This window comes from Methanosalsum zhilinae DSM 4017 (genome assembly GCF_000217995.1).
GTDB classification, from domain to species: domain Archaea; phylum Halobacteriota; class Methanosarcinia; order Methanosarcinales; family Methanosarcinaceae; genus Methanosalsum; species Methanosalsum zhilinae.
On the sequence record NC_015676.1, the window covers coordinates 1,122,282 to 1,137,148 of the forward strand.

The 14,867-nt window shown below is 36.4% G+C and carries 16 protein-coding genes; 14 read left to right on the plus strand and 2 right to left on the minus strand.

Annotated features, from left to right (window positions below):
* The first annotated feature begins 1 nt into the window (after nt 1).
* The 3 genes from pylC to hsp20 all read left to right on the plus strand — a co-directional run bounded on the left by pylC (nt 2) and on the right by hsp20 (nt 2,521).
* Complete coding sequence (gene pylC / locus MZHIL_RS05205) at nt 2-1,117, plus strand: 3-methylornithine--L-lysine ligase PylC (protein ID WP_013898322.1); 1,116 nt, start codon at nt 2-4, stop codon at nt 1,115-1,117.
* Nucleotides 1,098-1,901 carry a 3-methylornithyl-N6-L-lysine dehydrogenase PylD gene (pylD, locus tag MZHIL_RS05210; protein WP_013898323.1) on the plus strand — a complete coding sequence of 268 codons (804 nt, stop codon included), beginning with the start codon at nt 1,098-1,100 and terminating at the stop codon, nt 1,899-1,901. Before pylC ends, pylD begins: the two co-directional genes overlap by 20 nt.
* 89 nt (nt 1,902-1,990) lie before the next feature.
* On the plus strand, nt 1,991-2,521 hold the full coding sequence (hsp20, locus tag MZHIL_RS05215) for an archaeal heat shock protein Hsp20 (RefSeq protein ID WP_013898324.1): 531 nt from the start codon (nt 1,991-1,993) through the stop codon (nt 2,519-2,521).
* A gap of 100 nt (nt 2,522-2,621) precedes the next feature.
* Here hsp20 and MZHIL_RS05220 read toward each other — a convergent pair whose 3' ends face one another.
* Nucleotides 2,622-2,939 carry a DUF6951 family protein gene (locus MZHIL_RS05220; RefSeq protein ID WP_013898325.1) on the minus strand — a complete coding sequence of 106 codons (318 nt, stop codon included), beginning with the start codon at nt 2,937-2,939 and terminating at the stop codon, nt 2,622-2,624.
* A 254-nt stretch (nt 2,940-3,193) separates the two neighbouring features.
* Between MZHIL_RS05220 and mbhE the strand changes: the two genes are divergently transcribed.
* The 9 genes from mbhE (at nt 3,194) to MZHIL_RS05265 (ending at nt 10,774) form a co-directional block, all read left to right on the plus strand.
* Entirely contained in the window at nt 3,194-5,566 is a 2,373-nt protein-coding gene (gene mbhE / locus MZHIL_RS05225) for a hydrogen gas-evolving membrane-bound hydrogenase subunit E (RefSeq protein WP_013898326.1), read from the plus strand.
* Complete coding sequence (locus MZHIL_RS05230) at nt 5,563-5,979, plus strand: monovalent cation/H+ antiporter subunit B (RefSeq protein ID WP_013898327.1); 417 nt, start codon at nt 5,563-5,565, stop codon at nt 5,977-5,979. The genes mbhE and MZHIL_RS05230 overlap by 4 nt, the downstream gene beginning before the upstream one ends.
* Entirely contained in the window at nt 5,976-6,389 is a 414-nt protein-coding gene (locus tag MZHIL_RS05235; protein WP_013898328.1) for an NADH-quinone oxidoreductase subunit K, read from the plus strand. The genes MZHIL_RS05230 and MZHIL_RS05235 overlap by 4 nt, the downstream gene beginning before the upstream one ends.
* Nucleotides 6,386-7,921, plus strand: coding sequence for an NADH-quinone oxidoreductase subunit M (locus tag MZHIL_RS05240; protein ID WP_013898329.1), 1,536 nt, complete (start codon nt 6,386-6,388; stop codon nt 7,919-7,921). The genes MZHIL_RS05235 and MZHIL_RS05240 overlap by 4 nt, the downstream gene beginning before the upstream one ends.
* A gap of 2 nt (nt 7,922-7,923) precedes the next feature.
* Entirely contained in the window at nt 7,924-8,418 is a 495-nt protein-coding gene (locus MZHIL_RS05245; RefSeq protein ID WP_013898330.1) for a Na+/H+ antiporter subunit E, read from the plus strand.
* Nucleotides 8,415-8,681 (plus strand): cation:proton antiporter, encoded by a 267-nt coding sequence (locus MZHIL_RS05250; RefSeq protein WP_013898331.1) that lies wholly within the window; start codon nt 8,415-8,417, stop codon nt 8,679-8,681. Before MZHIL_RS05245 ends, MZHIL_RS05250 begins: the two co-directional genes overlap by 4 nt.
* 17 nt (nt 8,682-8,698) lie before the next feature.
* On the plus strand, nt 8,699-9,052 hold the full coding sequence (gene mnhG, locus MZHIL_RS05255; protein WP_281034002.1) for a monovalent cation/H(+) antiporter subunit G: 354 nt from the start codon (nt 8,699-8,701) through the stop codon (nt 9,050-9,052).
* A 389-nt stretch (nt 9,053-9,441) separates the two neighbouring features.
* Entirely contained in the window at nt 9,442-10,530 is a 1,089-nt protein-coding gene (locus MZHIL_RS05260; RefSeq protein WP_013898333.1) for an L-threonylcarbamoyladenylate synthase, read from the plus strand.
* 10 nt (nt 10,531-10,540) lie between these two features.
* On the plus strand, nt 10,541-10,774 hold the full coding sequence (locus MZHIL_RS05265) for a hypothetical protein (protein ID WP_013898334.1): 234 nt from the start codon (nt 10,541-10,543) through the stop codon (nt 10,772-10,774).
* 77 nt (nt 10,775-10,851) lie between these two features.
* Here the strand turns inward: MZHIL_RS05265 and MZHIL_RS05270 are convergent, their stop codons facing one another.
* Nucleotides 10,852-12,225 carry an MBL fold metallo-hydrolase gene (locus MZHIL_RS05270; protein WP_013898335.1) on the minus strand — a complete coding sequence of 458 codons (1,374 nt, stop codon included), beginning with the start codon at nt 12,223-12,225 and terminating at the stop codon, nt 10,852-10,854.
* A gap of 428 nt (nt 12,226-12,653) precedes the next feature.
* Between MZHIL_RS05270 and kamA the strand changes: the two genes are divergently transcribed.
* Nucleotides 12,654-13,967: a lysine 2,3-aminomutase gene (gene kamA / locus MZHIL_RS05275; RefSeq protein WP_013898336.1), complete on the plus strand. Its 1,314-nt coding sequence runs from the start codon at nt 12,654-12,656 to the stop codon at nt 13,965-13,967.
* Nucleotides 13,957-14,796: a putative beta-lysine N-acetyltransferase gene (gene ablB / locus MZHIL_RS05280; RefSeq protein ID WP_013898337.1), complete on the plus strand. Its 840-nt coding sequence runs from the start codon at nt 13,957-13,959 to the stop codon at nt 14,794-14,796. The genes kamA and ablB overlap by 11 nt, the downstream gene beginning before the upstream one ends.
* Nucleotides 14,797-14,867 lie beyond the last annotated feature (71 nt).

A 14,867-nucleotide genomic window follows, 5' to 3' on the forward strand; every position in this document is an offset into this window, starting at 1 on the left:
TATGAAAACAATTTGTCTTATTGGCGGCAAATTGCAGGGTTTTGAAGTAACCTATCTTGCAAAAAAAGCCGGGTACAGAACTGTTTTAATTGACAGAAATAAAGATGCCCTTATCAATAATTTTGTTGATGAATTTTACTGTTTTGATATAATTGAAAATTATGAAAATCTAATTGATATTTCAAAATGTGTAGATGCAATCATACCTTTAAATGAAAACCTTTCTACAATTAACTTCCTAAAATATATGAAACATGAACTTTCATGTCCATTACTTTTTGATTTCAATGCATATTTCCTGAGCAGAGATAAAAAAAGGTCCAAGGAATTTTTTAAAAAAATCGGAGTGCCCACACCTCTAGATAAACCCCTTGATCCGCCATTCTTTGTGAAGCCTTCCTGCGAAAGTAGCAGTGTTGGAACTGCTATAATATATGATATTCGTGAATTGGATCGCTTAGGCAATGACATGATTATTGAAGAATATGTTCCAGGAGACGTCATATCCCTTGAAGTTGTAGGTGATGGGGTTAATTTTACAGTTGCCCGGGAAACAAAAGTGCATATAGACGATACTAATGACTGTAATATGATAACCCCTTATAAGAATCATCCATATTTCAGGGATATTACATATGATCTTGCAAAGAACCTCAAATTAAAAGGAATAATGGATGTTGAAGCAATTATCAATGAAGATGGACTTAAAGTAATTGAAATAGATTCAAGATTCCCAAGTCAAACACCTATTGTTGTATTTCATTCATCTGGTATCAACCTCCTGGAACTTCTTTTTCAGGCTATCACAGAAACTGTCACAGAAATAAAAAAAGCTCCTGAAATGTCATATTGCATATTGGAGCATCTGATGGATAAAAACGGACAGGTTGTATCAATAGGCGAACAGCTATTATCCCATGGGAGCAATTATAATGAATACTATACGAGCAAAGGAATTGAAATATTTGAATGCTGTAGTAAAGAGAGAATGTTTACATTGATAACATGGGGACATGATGTTTCAGAGGCGGAGAATAATAGAAAAGAAGGTATTGAAATAATTGAAAAACGATGCAAATCATTGCAGGAGAAGAAAAATGGCACTTCTAACACCTGAAGATCTCGAAAACCTTTTAGATAAACTTGAATATAATGAAAAGGTCATAAAAAAAGTGACCGGTTTTGAAATAAAGCAAATATGTGAAGAGACATATGGTACATTTCCAGATTCTGAGGTTGTAGGAATTGTCCCGGTAACTTCTGGAAATGGAATTATTGACAACTTTACGGCTTCACTTGCTGCGATTGTGAATCATTTCGGACTGAAAGGATTCGTTACAGAGCATACTGACATATCCGGATATAATGAAGCTGTAAGCAGAAGAGCAGATATAATAATGATGGCAGACGACCATATTTTTATTGCACATAATCTGAAGAACGGAAAGATATCCACTAATCATGAATGTACAGGAATCATCTATTCCGAAATAGCAGCCAGATACCTGCATGCAGATTCAACTGATATACTTGTTATAGGGCTTGGAAGGGTTGGGTATGCCGGTGCCTCTCATCTTGCAAAAAAGGGATTTAACGTGTATGCATGCGATCCGAATATTGAATTCCTCGAAAAAGCAGTAAAGGAACTTGGGGTCAAGCCCTATGAAAGAAATAGTGGAAAGAAATTTTCAATGATCATGGAAGCAACCCCATGCAAGGATACAATATCTGAAGGAATGGTTTCAGATAGATGCCTGGTGTCCACTCCTGGAATTCCGTGTGGACTTCCGGAAAATATAGGTAAAAAATATAAAGTAGATATGGTAATGGAACCTCTTGTTATTGGAGTTGCTTCAATGCTCTACTCGGTATTTGATGAAACCGCAAAATTTAATGACTAGAGTGAGCATATGGAGTATTGACAATAAATATTATAGTTTTTAGAATATAAATATATTTAAAATAAAATAATTTGTGGGGAAATATAATTATGGTAGACAGAAGACGAAGAAGAAAAAGTTTTTTTGATGATTTCTTTGGTTCCGGATTTGAAGATTTTGAAAATATGATCGAAGAAATGATCGAAAAATTTGGAGTAGATGCAAATGAACTTTCACGACACCCCTTTGTCTATGGTTTTTCACTCACACAGAAACCAGGTGAAGAGCCGGAAATCAGAGAATTTGGAAATGTCCCTTCCTCCAAGCGTGGAAATGATACAGAAGGACATAAGGTGCGGATTGATGAACGAAAGCCCTTAATAGACGTACTTGAAACAGATAGCGACATACATGTGATCGCTGAGATGCCTGGTATAGAAAAAGAAGATATAAGTCTAAACGCAACCGATTCTTCAGTTGAACTCAAAGCATCACGTGGTGATAGAAAATATTCAGAGTACATAGATCTGCCTGCAAAGATCGATCCTGACACTGCAAAGGCAACTTACAAAAATGGTGTCCTAGAAATCATTTTCAAAAAATCAGCATCTCAAAAGAGCAAAACTATCGACATCGAATAAAATGGGATTTGATCCCATTATTTTTTAACAGCATAATAAACTCTTCTGGAAATAGATAACAAATGAACTTTTAAATCTTTAAAAAATGATTTATGGTGAATCAATCGAATTCAATGCTAATGTTTTCAACCTTTTTTACAAGAGATTTTGACATCATTCCCATTTCTAAATAACATGCATGAAGAACAGCACATGGTACCAGACATGTAGGAGTACATTCTGCTTCCTGGGCTTTCTGTGTTACATAATTATCCCTGAATCCAAAGATTTCAGATATTGGTACCTCCATGTGTGACATTTTCTGGATCTTTTTACATGGAGTCTTGATATTGATTTCTATGGTATCTCCTTTCATTTCTCCCTTTATTTTATGGACAAAGTCACACACATTTGAGTTAACGGTAAGTTCTGATGTCATGTCGCTATCATTCCTTCGTAAAGCTTTTTGATTTTATTAGTAATTATTAAATAGTAGATAAGTACCTATATACGTTTGATTTTACATCCCTATATACCTATCGTATGCAACAATTACTCTGTACCTAAGATGCAGAAAAACTTATTGAAACGTTTATCAGTTTAGATAAATAAATCACCATCTAAATATTTATAATTATAATACATTACAATAAGAGAAAAAGAATATATATCTTTAAAGGGATTAGGGATTCCATGGATCAATCGGTTGCAATTATACTGGCTATTTTTCTACCGTTCATATTTGCAATCCTGGTTCCATATGTAGAAAAAATTTTCAAACATCGTATTGGGTGGTATGCTTCTTTTACTGCCTTGCTGACCTTTATTCTTATAGCAACTGCTGCTCCAACAATTATTGCAGGGAAAACTGTACAGTATTCAGTCAAATGGCTTCCAAGTGTCGGAGTGGATTTTGGTATATATGTAGATGGCCTCAGTCTATTAATTGCGTTTCTAGCCTCTGGAATTGCAATTATGATAATGGCCTATTCCAATGAATACATGTCTCATAAAGAGGATCTTGCAGCATACTACAAGTATATCTTGCTTTTCATGGGATCCATGATTGGAATGGTTTTTTCTGCAAACACAATACAGCTATTCATATTCTGGGAGCTAACCAGTATTACTTCATTTCTTTTAATCGGATACTGGAAACATAAACCTCAATCAGTATATGGGGCAAAGAAATCACTTATTCTCTCAGCCGGTTGTGGTGGCCTAGTAATGTTTGTAGGCTTTTTGCTTCTCCGGTCTATAACCGGTACTTTTGATATTCCCACCATTATTTCAGATCCTTCAATGATTAGCACAATCCAGGGGCATGAATTATTTGTAATAACACTTGTCTTTATATTCATAGGCGCAGCAGCTAAATCTGCGCAGGGGCCTTTTTATATATGGCTGCCAAACGCAATGGAAGCTCCGACACCTGTTAGTGCCTTTTTGCATTCCGCCACCATGGTAAAAGCAGGTCTGTACCTGGTAGCCCGGGTCCACCCTATATTTTCAGGTACTGAAGCGTGGTTGATTCTAGTTGCAGGTACCGGGATGATCACAATGATAGGAGCTGGGTTTCTGGCTCTTCGTCAAACTGACATCAAAGGCTTACTTGCATATTCCACAATAAGCCAGCTGGCCTATATTATGACAATGTACGGATATACCACATACCAGGAGCCAGGTATAGGAGTGACTGCAGCAACCTTTCACTTATTAAACCATGCAACATTTAAAGCAACATTATTTTTGATGGTTGGTATTGTAGCCCATGAAGCAGCAACAAGGGACATCAGAAAACTCGGGGGCTTACGTCGCGAGATGCCATTCACATTTATTATTGCAACTATTGGAGCTCTTGCCATGGCCGGGGTTCCACCTCTTAATGGTTTTCTTAGTAAAGAGATGTTCTACGAGTCTTCTGTAGTGATGGGAAATACCCTTGGTACCCCTTACACATTTATCATACCAGCAGTAGCGGTACTGGGAGGAGTACTTACATTTGCTTATTCAATAAAAATAATTGATGGGATTTTTCTTGGAAAAAGACAGGATGACCATCTGCCAAAAAAAATACATGATCCATCTGCAGTTATGCTTGTTCCAACCGCAGCCCTTGCATTTTTAGTAGTTCTGTTTGGAGTATTCCCCTCAATTCCAGTAAACCTTATAATAGAACCAGCTGTAGCTGGGATCCTCTTAGAGACAGTGTCACTGAACGTTAAATTATGGCATGGTTTGACTCCGGAGCTTTTCATGACCGTAATTACATTCGTGCTGGGAATACTTCTATACACAAAATATGATGATATAGCCAGATGGCAGGATAGATTCAATGTAAGACACCCAAGGATCAGTATCAACTATTATTATGATAAAATAGTGGGCAATGCTACCTACAATGCTGGCCTATTTTCTAGTAAATTCCAGATAGGACCGGTTAAATATTATATGATCCCAATTCTTCTGCTGGCAATATTATCAATCCTGATCCCGATCACACTACTTTCTCTAGAAATGTTGCCGGTAACATTAAACTTTGAAATACCTCCTTATGAGCTGATCGTGTTCTTACTAATAATAATCACAGCTCTTCTAGCGGCAATATTGCCATCATATCTACCAGCTGTAATTGCGGTATCTGCAATGGGATTCCTGGTAGGAATTGTCTTCATATTCTTCCTGGCACCGGATCTTGCAATCACTCAAATACTTGTAGAAACACTTACTACAATCATATTTGTTCTTGTGATAGCAAAAGTACCACAGACATTCAAAGAGCACATCCCAAGGGGGACCCTAATAAGAGATATTTTAATTTCAGTAACTGTTGCTTCAACGGTTTTTATTATAATGCTTTATGCGGCCCAAGGAATTATACCACCATTTGAGTCGGTATCACACTACTTCCTGGAAAAAAGCGTCCTTCTGACGGGGGGGCACAATGTTGTTAATGTAATTCTTGTAGACTTTAGAAGTTTTGATACCCTTGGTGAAATTGCTGTGATATTCCTTGCTGCACTTGGCGTCTACAACCTGATACACAGCAGGGGGGAAAGAAAATGACAACACTCATTACCAGAACGATTACTAAAATATGCGTTCCACTGTGTGTATTTTTTTCTATTTCATTGCTACTTACAGGACATGACAAGCCAGGTGGCGGATTTATAGGAGGGGTCATGTTTGCAGCTTCAATTTCACTGCTATATATCTCATTTGGGCTGGAAGATTCAAAAAAATATTTTAATCCTGACTGGAGCCGTTATTTCAGCATTGGCCTTTTACTGGCTACCCTTGCAGGTCTTGGGTCGGTATTTGCAGGATATAATTTCTTCAGAAGTGCCTTCACATTTGTCAATATTCCACTAATAGGAGAACTGGAAATATCTTCGGCTATTGTATTTGATATAGGTGTGTATCTTGTAGTTATTGGTGGATTACTGTTCATTTTCAAAAAAGTTGGTGATGATCAATGAATATCTTCTTACTACTTACAATATCAATTGCTTTTGGAATTGGCACATTCCTGATCCTAAGAAGAGATATCATTAAGATGATCATTGGTATTGTGATTCTATCCCATTCAGTCCACATGATGATCGTAGCAATGGGAGCATTTGACGGAATAAAAGCGCCAATTATTGAAGGATCCCCTGATAAAGAATCAGGAATTATTTTCCAGGATTCTCTGGCCGAAGGAATTCTTGCACCTGTGGTTCCTCACACAACAGAAGTATTGCATATGGACCCTCTTGTCCAGGCTATTGTGCTAACAGCTATTGTGATTAATCTGGCAATAACAGCGTTTCTGTTAATACTTGCATACCGGATATATGAAGAATATGGAACTATGGACGCTGACGAATTGCGGAGGCTAAGGGGATGAATTTTCTGGATCATGTAGTAGTATTATTGATAGCCATTCCCATTTTAGTGGCAGCTCTAATGGTTATAATAAGACCATTTCCTAATATCCAGAAATGGCTGAACCTGACAGTTTCAATTGTGCTCTTTATCCTAAGTGTTCACCTCTTCATGCAAGTATGGAATAACGGAATAATTGTTTACGATCTGGGAAATTGGGGTAAATATGGGATTATTCTGGTAGCAGATCTCCTCAGCTCAGGTATGGTTGCACTAAGTTCAGTAATTACATTTCTTGCATTATTGTTTTCCATTGATTACATAGAAAAAAAATCACTCAATTCAACATATCATTCCCTGTTCAATCTGCTGGTAGCAGGGCTGAATGGTACATTTCTTACAGGCGACCTGTTCAATCTATTTGTATTCTTCGAAATACTGCTCATAGCCTCATGCGGTCTGCTGATCGCAAATGAAAAACTTGAGATCACGCCCAGCTCCCATAAAATGGAAGCGGTATACAAATATCTTGTATTGAACATAGTAGCCACCCTGTTCATGCTAATTGCAATTGCTTCCCTATACGCTACTGTAGGTACTCTTAACATGGCAGACATGGCAGCTAAAATAGCCCTGATGAATGAAGAAGGAACACTTCCATGGCACTTAATTCCAACAGCGTTATTATTTATGGTGGTCTTTGGAAATAAAGCTGCCATTTTTCCACTTCATTTCTGGCTCCCTGATGCTCATCCAACAGCACCATCCCCGGTTAGTGCGATATTGAGCGGGATACTCATAAAAGTGGGAGCATATGGGTTTATAAGATTCTATTATCTGATATTTGAAGGAAACCTTTCGGTTTTTCAGCCCATAATAATATTCCTGGGTCTTGCAACAATTATTATAGGTTCAGTATCTGCAGTGGGACAGGATGATATTAAAAAAGTACTGGCATATCACAGTATAGGCCAGATAGGATATGTATTCATCGGGATTGGTATGGGAACTGCATATGCTCTTGCAGCATCGATAGTATACCTGATGAACCACGCAATCTCAAAGTCAATGCTTTTTCTGGTTTCAGGATGTATCGTTCATAAGATTGGAACGCGTGACATGAGAAAAATAGGTGGACTATCAAGTAGTGAACCATTTCTTGGACTAATGTTTCTTATAGGAATTATGTCAATTGCAGGCTTGCCTCCAACGTCAGGCTTTATCGCAAAGTTTGTACTATTTGATGCAGGAATAGACGGAAAATTCTATATACCAGTACTGATTGCAGTAATATTTTCACTGTTCACACTTTTTTCCATGTTCAAATCGTGGCAGAGAATATTCTGGGGGGAAATAAAGGATAATGTTTTTGATGATACACATATCCATGAAAATTCGCATATGATGCTGCTCACCCTGGTCATAATGGCGATTATTATACTTGCTATAGGATTGTATGCAGAACCAATACTTGCAATTACAATCGAAACCGCAAATCAAATCCTTGATCCTCAGGCTTATATAGATGCGGTGCTTGAAGTGGAGGTAAGATAATAATGAAAAGATACTTATTATTCTCCATAGCATTTGGCGCTCTCTGGTGCGGTGTTCATGGTATTGTTGACCTGAGCAATTTCTTGTTTGGGATGTTTCTGGGATTTTTTGTAATTGTGGCACTTAAAAGCCTTTATAATTTTGATGAAGAGATTTCATTCATTAGTGTTTTGGCCAGAATACCCAGTAAAATCAAATTTGGCATGGTTCTGGTAATAGAGATACTAAAGGCAAATATAATACTTGCAAAAATCGTATTAAGTCCAAAGCTTAACATAAAACCAGGGACAATCGAATATCCCCTTGACGTAAAAAGTGATACTGGAATTACAGTAATAGCCAATACTATCTCATTGACCCCTGGAACAATCACACTGGATGTATCAGAAGACAGGTCTATGCTGTACATACACACCATAAATGTTGAGGATCCAGATGAAATGAGGGAAAATATAAAGAATAAGCTTGAAAAATATGTGGTGGAGGCTTTCGAATGAGCTCAATCTTATTAAATTTTGCACTTACCTTCATGGCTTTTGCACTTGTCCCATGTATTTATAGAATCATTCGTGGCCCTACAATACCAGATAGAGTTGTTGCCCTGGATGCCATGGCAATGGTTATCGTTGTTATGCTGGGTGTTTTCTCCTATGTAAGGGATTCGGTGTATTTCATGGATGCAGCACTGGTTCTTGCAATCATTGCTTTTGTTGGAACAATTGCAATTGCAAAATATATTGACAAGGGTGTGGTATTCTGATAATTCCTGAATCATCGATCAACCTTCTCAGTGATGCAATTCTGATTATGGGTCTTTTTTTTGTGTTCCTTGGTATGGTAGGGCTTCTGAGGATGCCTGATGTGTACAATCGTCTACATACAACTACCAAGATAGGTACCCTTGGTGCCTTTGGAGTAATGATCAGCCTCTTTGTCAGAGTTGGTCTTGAGCCCATAGGCATTAAAGCTCTTACTCTTGGCCTCTTTCTTATGCTTACCGCACCCATTGCAGCCCATATGATCGGGAGGGCAGCATTCCATCATGGAATTTCCGTAAGCTACGGAGAGAGAGTCATAGATGATTATAAAGATGCATGTGAAAGTGAAGAATGTACAGAATCTGAAAAGTAAACAATAACTGTTACAATACAGGTCCACATTTATGATTGTACAATAATATAGTAGTTGTATTATAGCCGTACATATCCTATCTAAGGATTCAGAATAGAGTTTAAAAATCCAATTTAGATTTCAATTATATAGAACTATTTTCGTGAGCGGGTTGGGGAGTGGGGGTAAATTTGGGAGTGGGGTTTAAAAAAGAGTAACCCGCTCACGTTAGAATCACCAACGTAGTTATATTATATAAAGTTTACTTAATTCTACATAATTAATCAGATTTTTTTCTTAGTATTAATATAAGTTATTTCTGGTAATTTTAAAGAGAAGTGTTTGGGGACAGCCATAATTTAAAATATCACTTTATGCAATATCATTGCTAATCAAATTGGACAGCACAAATGATCAAAGAAATGATACACAAAAAACACACTCGTATTTTTAATGTGAACAACAATCAATTTGAACAAACAATTGAAGCAGCTTCACAGATTATTAAAGATGCAGGCACCGTTGCATTTCCAACTGAAACAGTGTACGGACTGGGAGCAAATGCGCTAGATCCTGTGGCAGTGAACAAAATATTCAGGGCAAAGGGCAGACCCGCGGATAATCCATTAATAGTTCATATTGCCACAAAAAAACAGCTTTTTGAGATAGCAAAAAATATACCTACAGAAGCTTTAGATCTTATCGATACCTTCTGGCCCGGTCCGCTTACAATAATTCTAAACCGTAGAAGATGTGTACCCAATATTACCACCGGTGGACTGGATACTGTTGCTGTAAGAATGCCATCTAACAGAATAGCAATTGAATTAATTAAAAGAGCAAATACTCCCATCGCAGCTCCCAGCGCAAACATTTCCGGAAGACCCAGTCCCACCAATGCACAGCATGTAATTGCAGATATGGAAGGAAAGATTGATGCAATAATCGATGGTGGTAGCGTTGAGATAGGAATTGAATCGACTGTGCTTGACCTTACATCTATAAAGCCAACAATATTAAGACCTGGAGAAATTGGAATTGCAGACCTTAAAGAGCATATGAAAGATATTGTAATTGGATATACAGATAATCAAACTGACAGGGCAGATAAAGTAAAATCACCTGGAATGAAATATACTCATTATTCTCCAAAGGCAAAGTTAATTCTGATTGAAAGTAAAAGCAATGATAGATCAATATCACAGGAAATTGAAAAACTATATTCAGAAATGAACGATTGTGGCATAAAAATAGGTCTTTTACTGACGGAAGAAAACGCTAAATTTATTTTAGATGGAAAAATGCCGGAATACATATTTTCCCTTGGAAAAAAAAATGAGCCTGAGCAGGCTGCAAGAAATCTATTCATGGGTCTTAGGCATCTTGATAATCATGATGTTGATATTATCATAGTTGATGGACAGATAAAGAATGAGGGGATTGGCATAGCAGTAATGAACCGGATGAAAAAGGCAGCAAACGAGCATATTTTGGTTTAGGGTGAAACATATGAAAAACAATAAGAAAAACAACCTTGTTGAAAGGCAGAGATATCAAACATTGCTTAAAAGAAACCGAAAGATCAGTCAGGTAAATATATTTATTATTGGTTCTGCCCTTGTAGCACATTACGCAGGTTATGAAAACATCGCATCTCCGCTCCTCTGGCTGGGTATTATACTGCTGATCTACACGATTGGGTCAAATCTGCTAATAAGGCATAAGATAAAAAAAATGAGATAATTTTGAAAAGGTTTTTTGAGGATGTTTCTTTAAAATATCTTAATTTAAACAATCTATAATGCCTTGTCAGATATGAGTCATATAAGCTCATATCCAGCTTTATACCAGGCAGTTGTGCCACCCAGTAGATTATAGACATTTTTATATTTTTTTCTTTTAAGTATTGATGCTGCAAGACTGGATCTTTTCCCTGTGCTGCAATATACTACGATCGTTTTATTATGTGAAATATCTAATTCAGTACTTTCAAGATCCCCTACATATATGTGTCTTGCTCCTCTGATGTGACCTAGCTCCCATTCATTGTCATCCCTGACATCAAGTACTTCAATATCTTCATTACTGTCAATTTTACTCTTAAGATCGTCTACGGTTAAAACTGAAATACTTTCAACCGGTAAATTATCCAGATACCATGACTCTATTCCACCTTTAAGATAGCCTTCTATATTATCATACCCCAGTCTGAAAAGATATTTTACCGCTTTAGTTAAACAATTATATCCATCATATGTAACAAGAATCACGTTATCATTATGCGAAATAATCCATCCTCCAAAAGATGCTAGGCCATCAAGCCATATATTATATGATCCTTTAATGTGAGCTGTTGAAAAATCCTCAGGTGTGCGTGTATCTATCAGTACATGAGATTGCTGACTAAATCTTTTTTTAAGTTCAGTTGCCGACAATGGAGAAAGAGATGGTGGATGTTTAGATCCATGAAATCCAGATAAATTATATATTTCCATCTGTTTGAAATATGGTGGATACCTGTGTTTTTCCTTCATTTTCATCTGTATGAATTCATTTTTTGTAGATACCTGAAGAGAAGGATTATTTTTTTTCTCAAACCCAAGTGTTGTATGCTCCATAGAATTTATGTTTCCTCCGCATACTGATCCTGCACCATGAGCCGGGCACATGATCACACCATCACCAAGCGGGAGTATCTTATTAAAGATACTATCATACATCATTGAAGAAAGTCTATACTCATGTTTATCTCCATAAAGATCAATTCTTCCAGTATCACCTGCAAAGATAAGGTCTCCTGTAAACACCATAATCGCTTCATCAGAAAGTGAAGGGATTGATACTATGTAGGAAATACTTTCATCAGTGTGCCCTGGTGTTTCTAATGCATTTATTTTTAAGTGTCCCAGATAAAATTCATCATTATCACTCAGACCAGTACCATATTCAAAATTAAGATTCGACCCATGATATATTCCTGCACCCGTTAATTTTGAAAGGCTCTGTGACCCTATTACATAATCTTCATTTCTGTGAGTTTCAAATATATACTTCAATTTCAGCTCATTTCTGGCCAGGTGATTCAGATATACACCAAAATCACGACGTGGATCAATTACAGCTGCTTCTCCATCGGACTCAATAATATATGAATTATGGGCTATTCCTTTTGATCTTATGCATTTTACTTTCATTTTATCTTCCCCCTGAATAAATGAATCAGAAAATTTGGATCAGAAATTATGTATGAAAGTGTGATTCAAACAGAGATATACTTTTTGTGAAATAGAATCATTTTATTATGTGATTCTACAATATAGCGTTAAAATCATCTGCTTATAGATAGAATCAGATAATTGCACCAACTTAATAAATAAATATATATCATTAATTACTTATATTATGAACTGAAATTAAAAGAAGAAGTAAATAAAGTGTTTTAGCAAAAATAATTAATAAAAAAGTTTATTTTTAGATTTACACATTTAATTGAGTTTTGAATATACTGAAAACAAAGATACATAATCTTACAATTTTGAAAATATTTATTCAGTAAACACAAGGTTAATAATCGGATAATCCAAATTAGCCATTAAATAACCCTTAAAAAAGTGATCATATTATGGTACAATATACAGAAAATCAGAAAAGTATTGCAGAAAAAATAGATACAGATACTGTTATTTCCAACTGGAAAAACTGGAAGTGGCAGCTAAAACATTCAATTCAGGACATTGACACATTTGAACACTTACTTGATATTAAGTTCCCACCAGAAGAAAGAAAAGAACTGGAAAAAACACTAGCTAAATTTCCATTATCAGTTACACCATATTATCTTTCTTTGATTGAAGCCGAAGATTACAAAAATGACCCTATATTTCTTCAGGCATTCCCTTCACCAAGTGAATTAATACTGAACAAGTGTGAAATGAATGACCCACTTTCAGAAGACGAGGATAGTCCTGTACCGGGTATCACTCACAGGTATCCCGACCGAGTGTTGTTTCACATAAGTAACACATGCTCCATGTATTGCCGGCATTGCACAAGAAAGCGAAAAGTAGGGGACAGAGATTCAATCCCGCAAAAGGACGAGATCGTTGAGGGGTTAAAGTACATACATAGCCATCCGGAAGTAAGAGATGTTCTGCTTTCAGGTGGAGATCCTTTAATGCTCTCAGACGATTATCTTGACTGGATACTCACTGAATTAGATCAGATCCCACATGTGGAAGTTGTCAGAATAGGTACCAGAATGCCTGTTGTACTACCCTACAGAATTACGGACAATCTTGTCAATATGCTTAAGAAGCATCATCCAATCTGGTTAAATACACATTTCAATCATCCACGTGAAATAACCACATCCTCTAAACAGGCACTGCGCAGACTTGCAGATGCAGGAATACCACTGGGTAACCAGACGGTCCTTCTTGCAGGAATCAATGACTGTCATCGGATCATAAAGAGTTTGATACACAAACTGGTACATAACAGAGTAAGACCTTACTATCTATATCAGTGTGATATGTCTGAAGGTCTGGCTCACTTTCGTACACCTGTAGGAAAAGGCATTGAAATTATGGAAAACCTCATAGGACATACCAGTGGTTTCTCAATTCCAACCTATGTAATAGACGCTCCTGGCGGCGGTGGAAAAATACCGGTAATGCCAAATTATATGGTTTCATGGTCCACGAATAAAGTGATATTGAGAAATTATGAAGGGGTTATCACTTCTTATAAGGAACCTGATTCCTATGAAGCAATATTCTGTGACCGCAATTGTGATGACTGCAAACTTCAGTTAAAACTTGATGATGCCCAGGAGTATAAAGCAATAGGAATTTCCAAATTACTTTCAGACCATGATGAACTGGTAAGCCTTGTTCCTGAAGATACTGACAGGATGGAGAGACGAAATGGAGAATGATACGGTCACAACAGTAGGAAAATCCATTATCCAGCATGGTAAATTCAATGATCGGATCTACCTGATGAAACTGGATAAGAGCGACAATCCTGAAATATTGGATTACATGGATGAGCTTGCTTTAAAGAAAAAATATTCAAAAATATTTGCCAAAGTTCCAGAGTATGCAAAAAAAGATTTTCTTGAACATGGATATACAGTAGAAGCTCATATTCCCGGGTTCTTTAACAGTAAAAAAGATGTTTATTTTCTGGGAAAGTATTTTTCAGAAGACAGAAAAAATGACAGTAATTCTGAATTGGATGAAAAGGTGCTTAAAACCGCAATTTCAAAATCAAATGAGTCATTCAGTGAAAAACATGCTGATAACTTCAGTTACAGGATATGCACTGAAAAAGATATTCCAGACATTGTGAATGTTTACAAAAAAGTCTTTGAAACCTATCCATTTCCAATACATGATCCTGCATATATCAAAAAAACAATGAACATGAATGTAATCTATTTTGCTTTTTTTGACAGGGATAAAATAGTTTCACTGTCTTCTGCTGAAATAGATCCAGATTCATGCAATTCAGAAATGACAGATTTTGCCACACTTCCAGAATACAGAAGACTTGGACTTTCAGGTTTCCTTCTTAATATAATGGAAAAAGAAATGAAAAAAATGGATATAACGACAGTCTATACCATTGCAAGAGCATGTTCATATGGAATAAACATAGTATTTTCAAAATCAGGATACACTTACAGTGGTAAACTTATCAATAATACAAATATTGCAGGAAGTTTTGAAAGTATGAATGTATGGTATAAGCATCTTATATAATTCATATTCCAATTTTTCAATTTTTGTGCATATAAGAAGGCTTAATTAGATCTTTATACTACATTCCACAC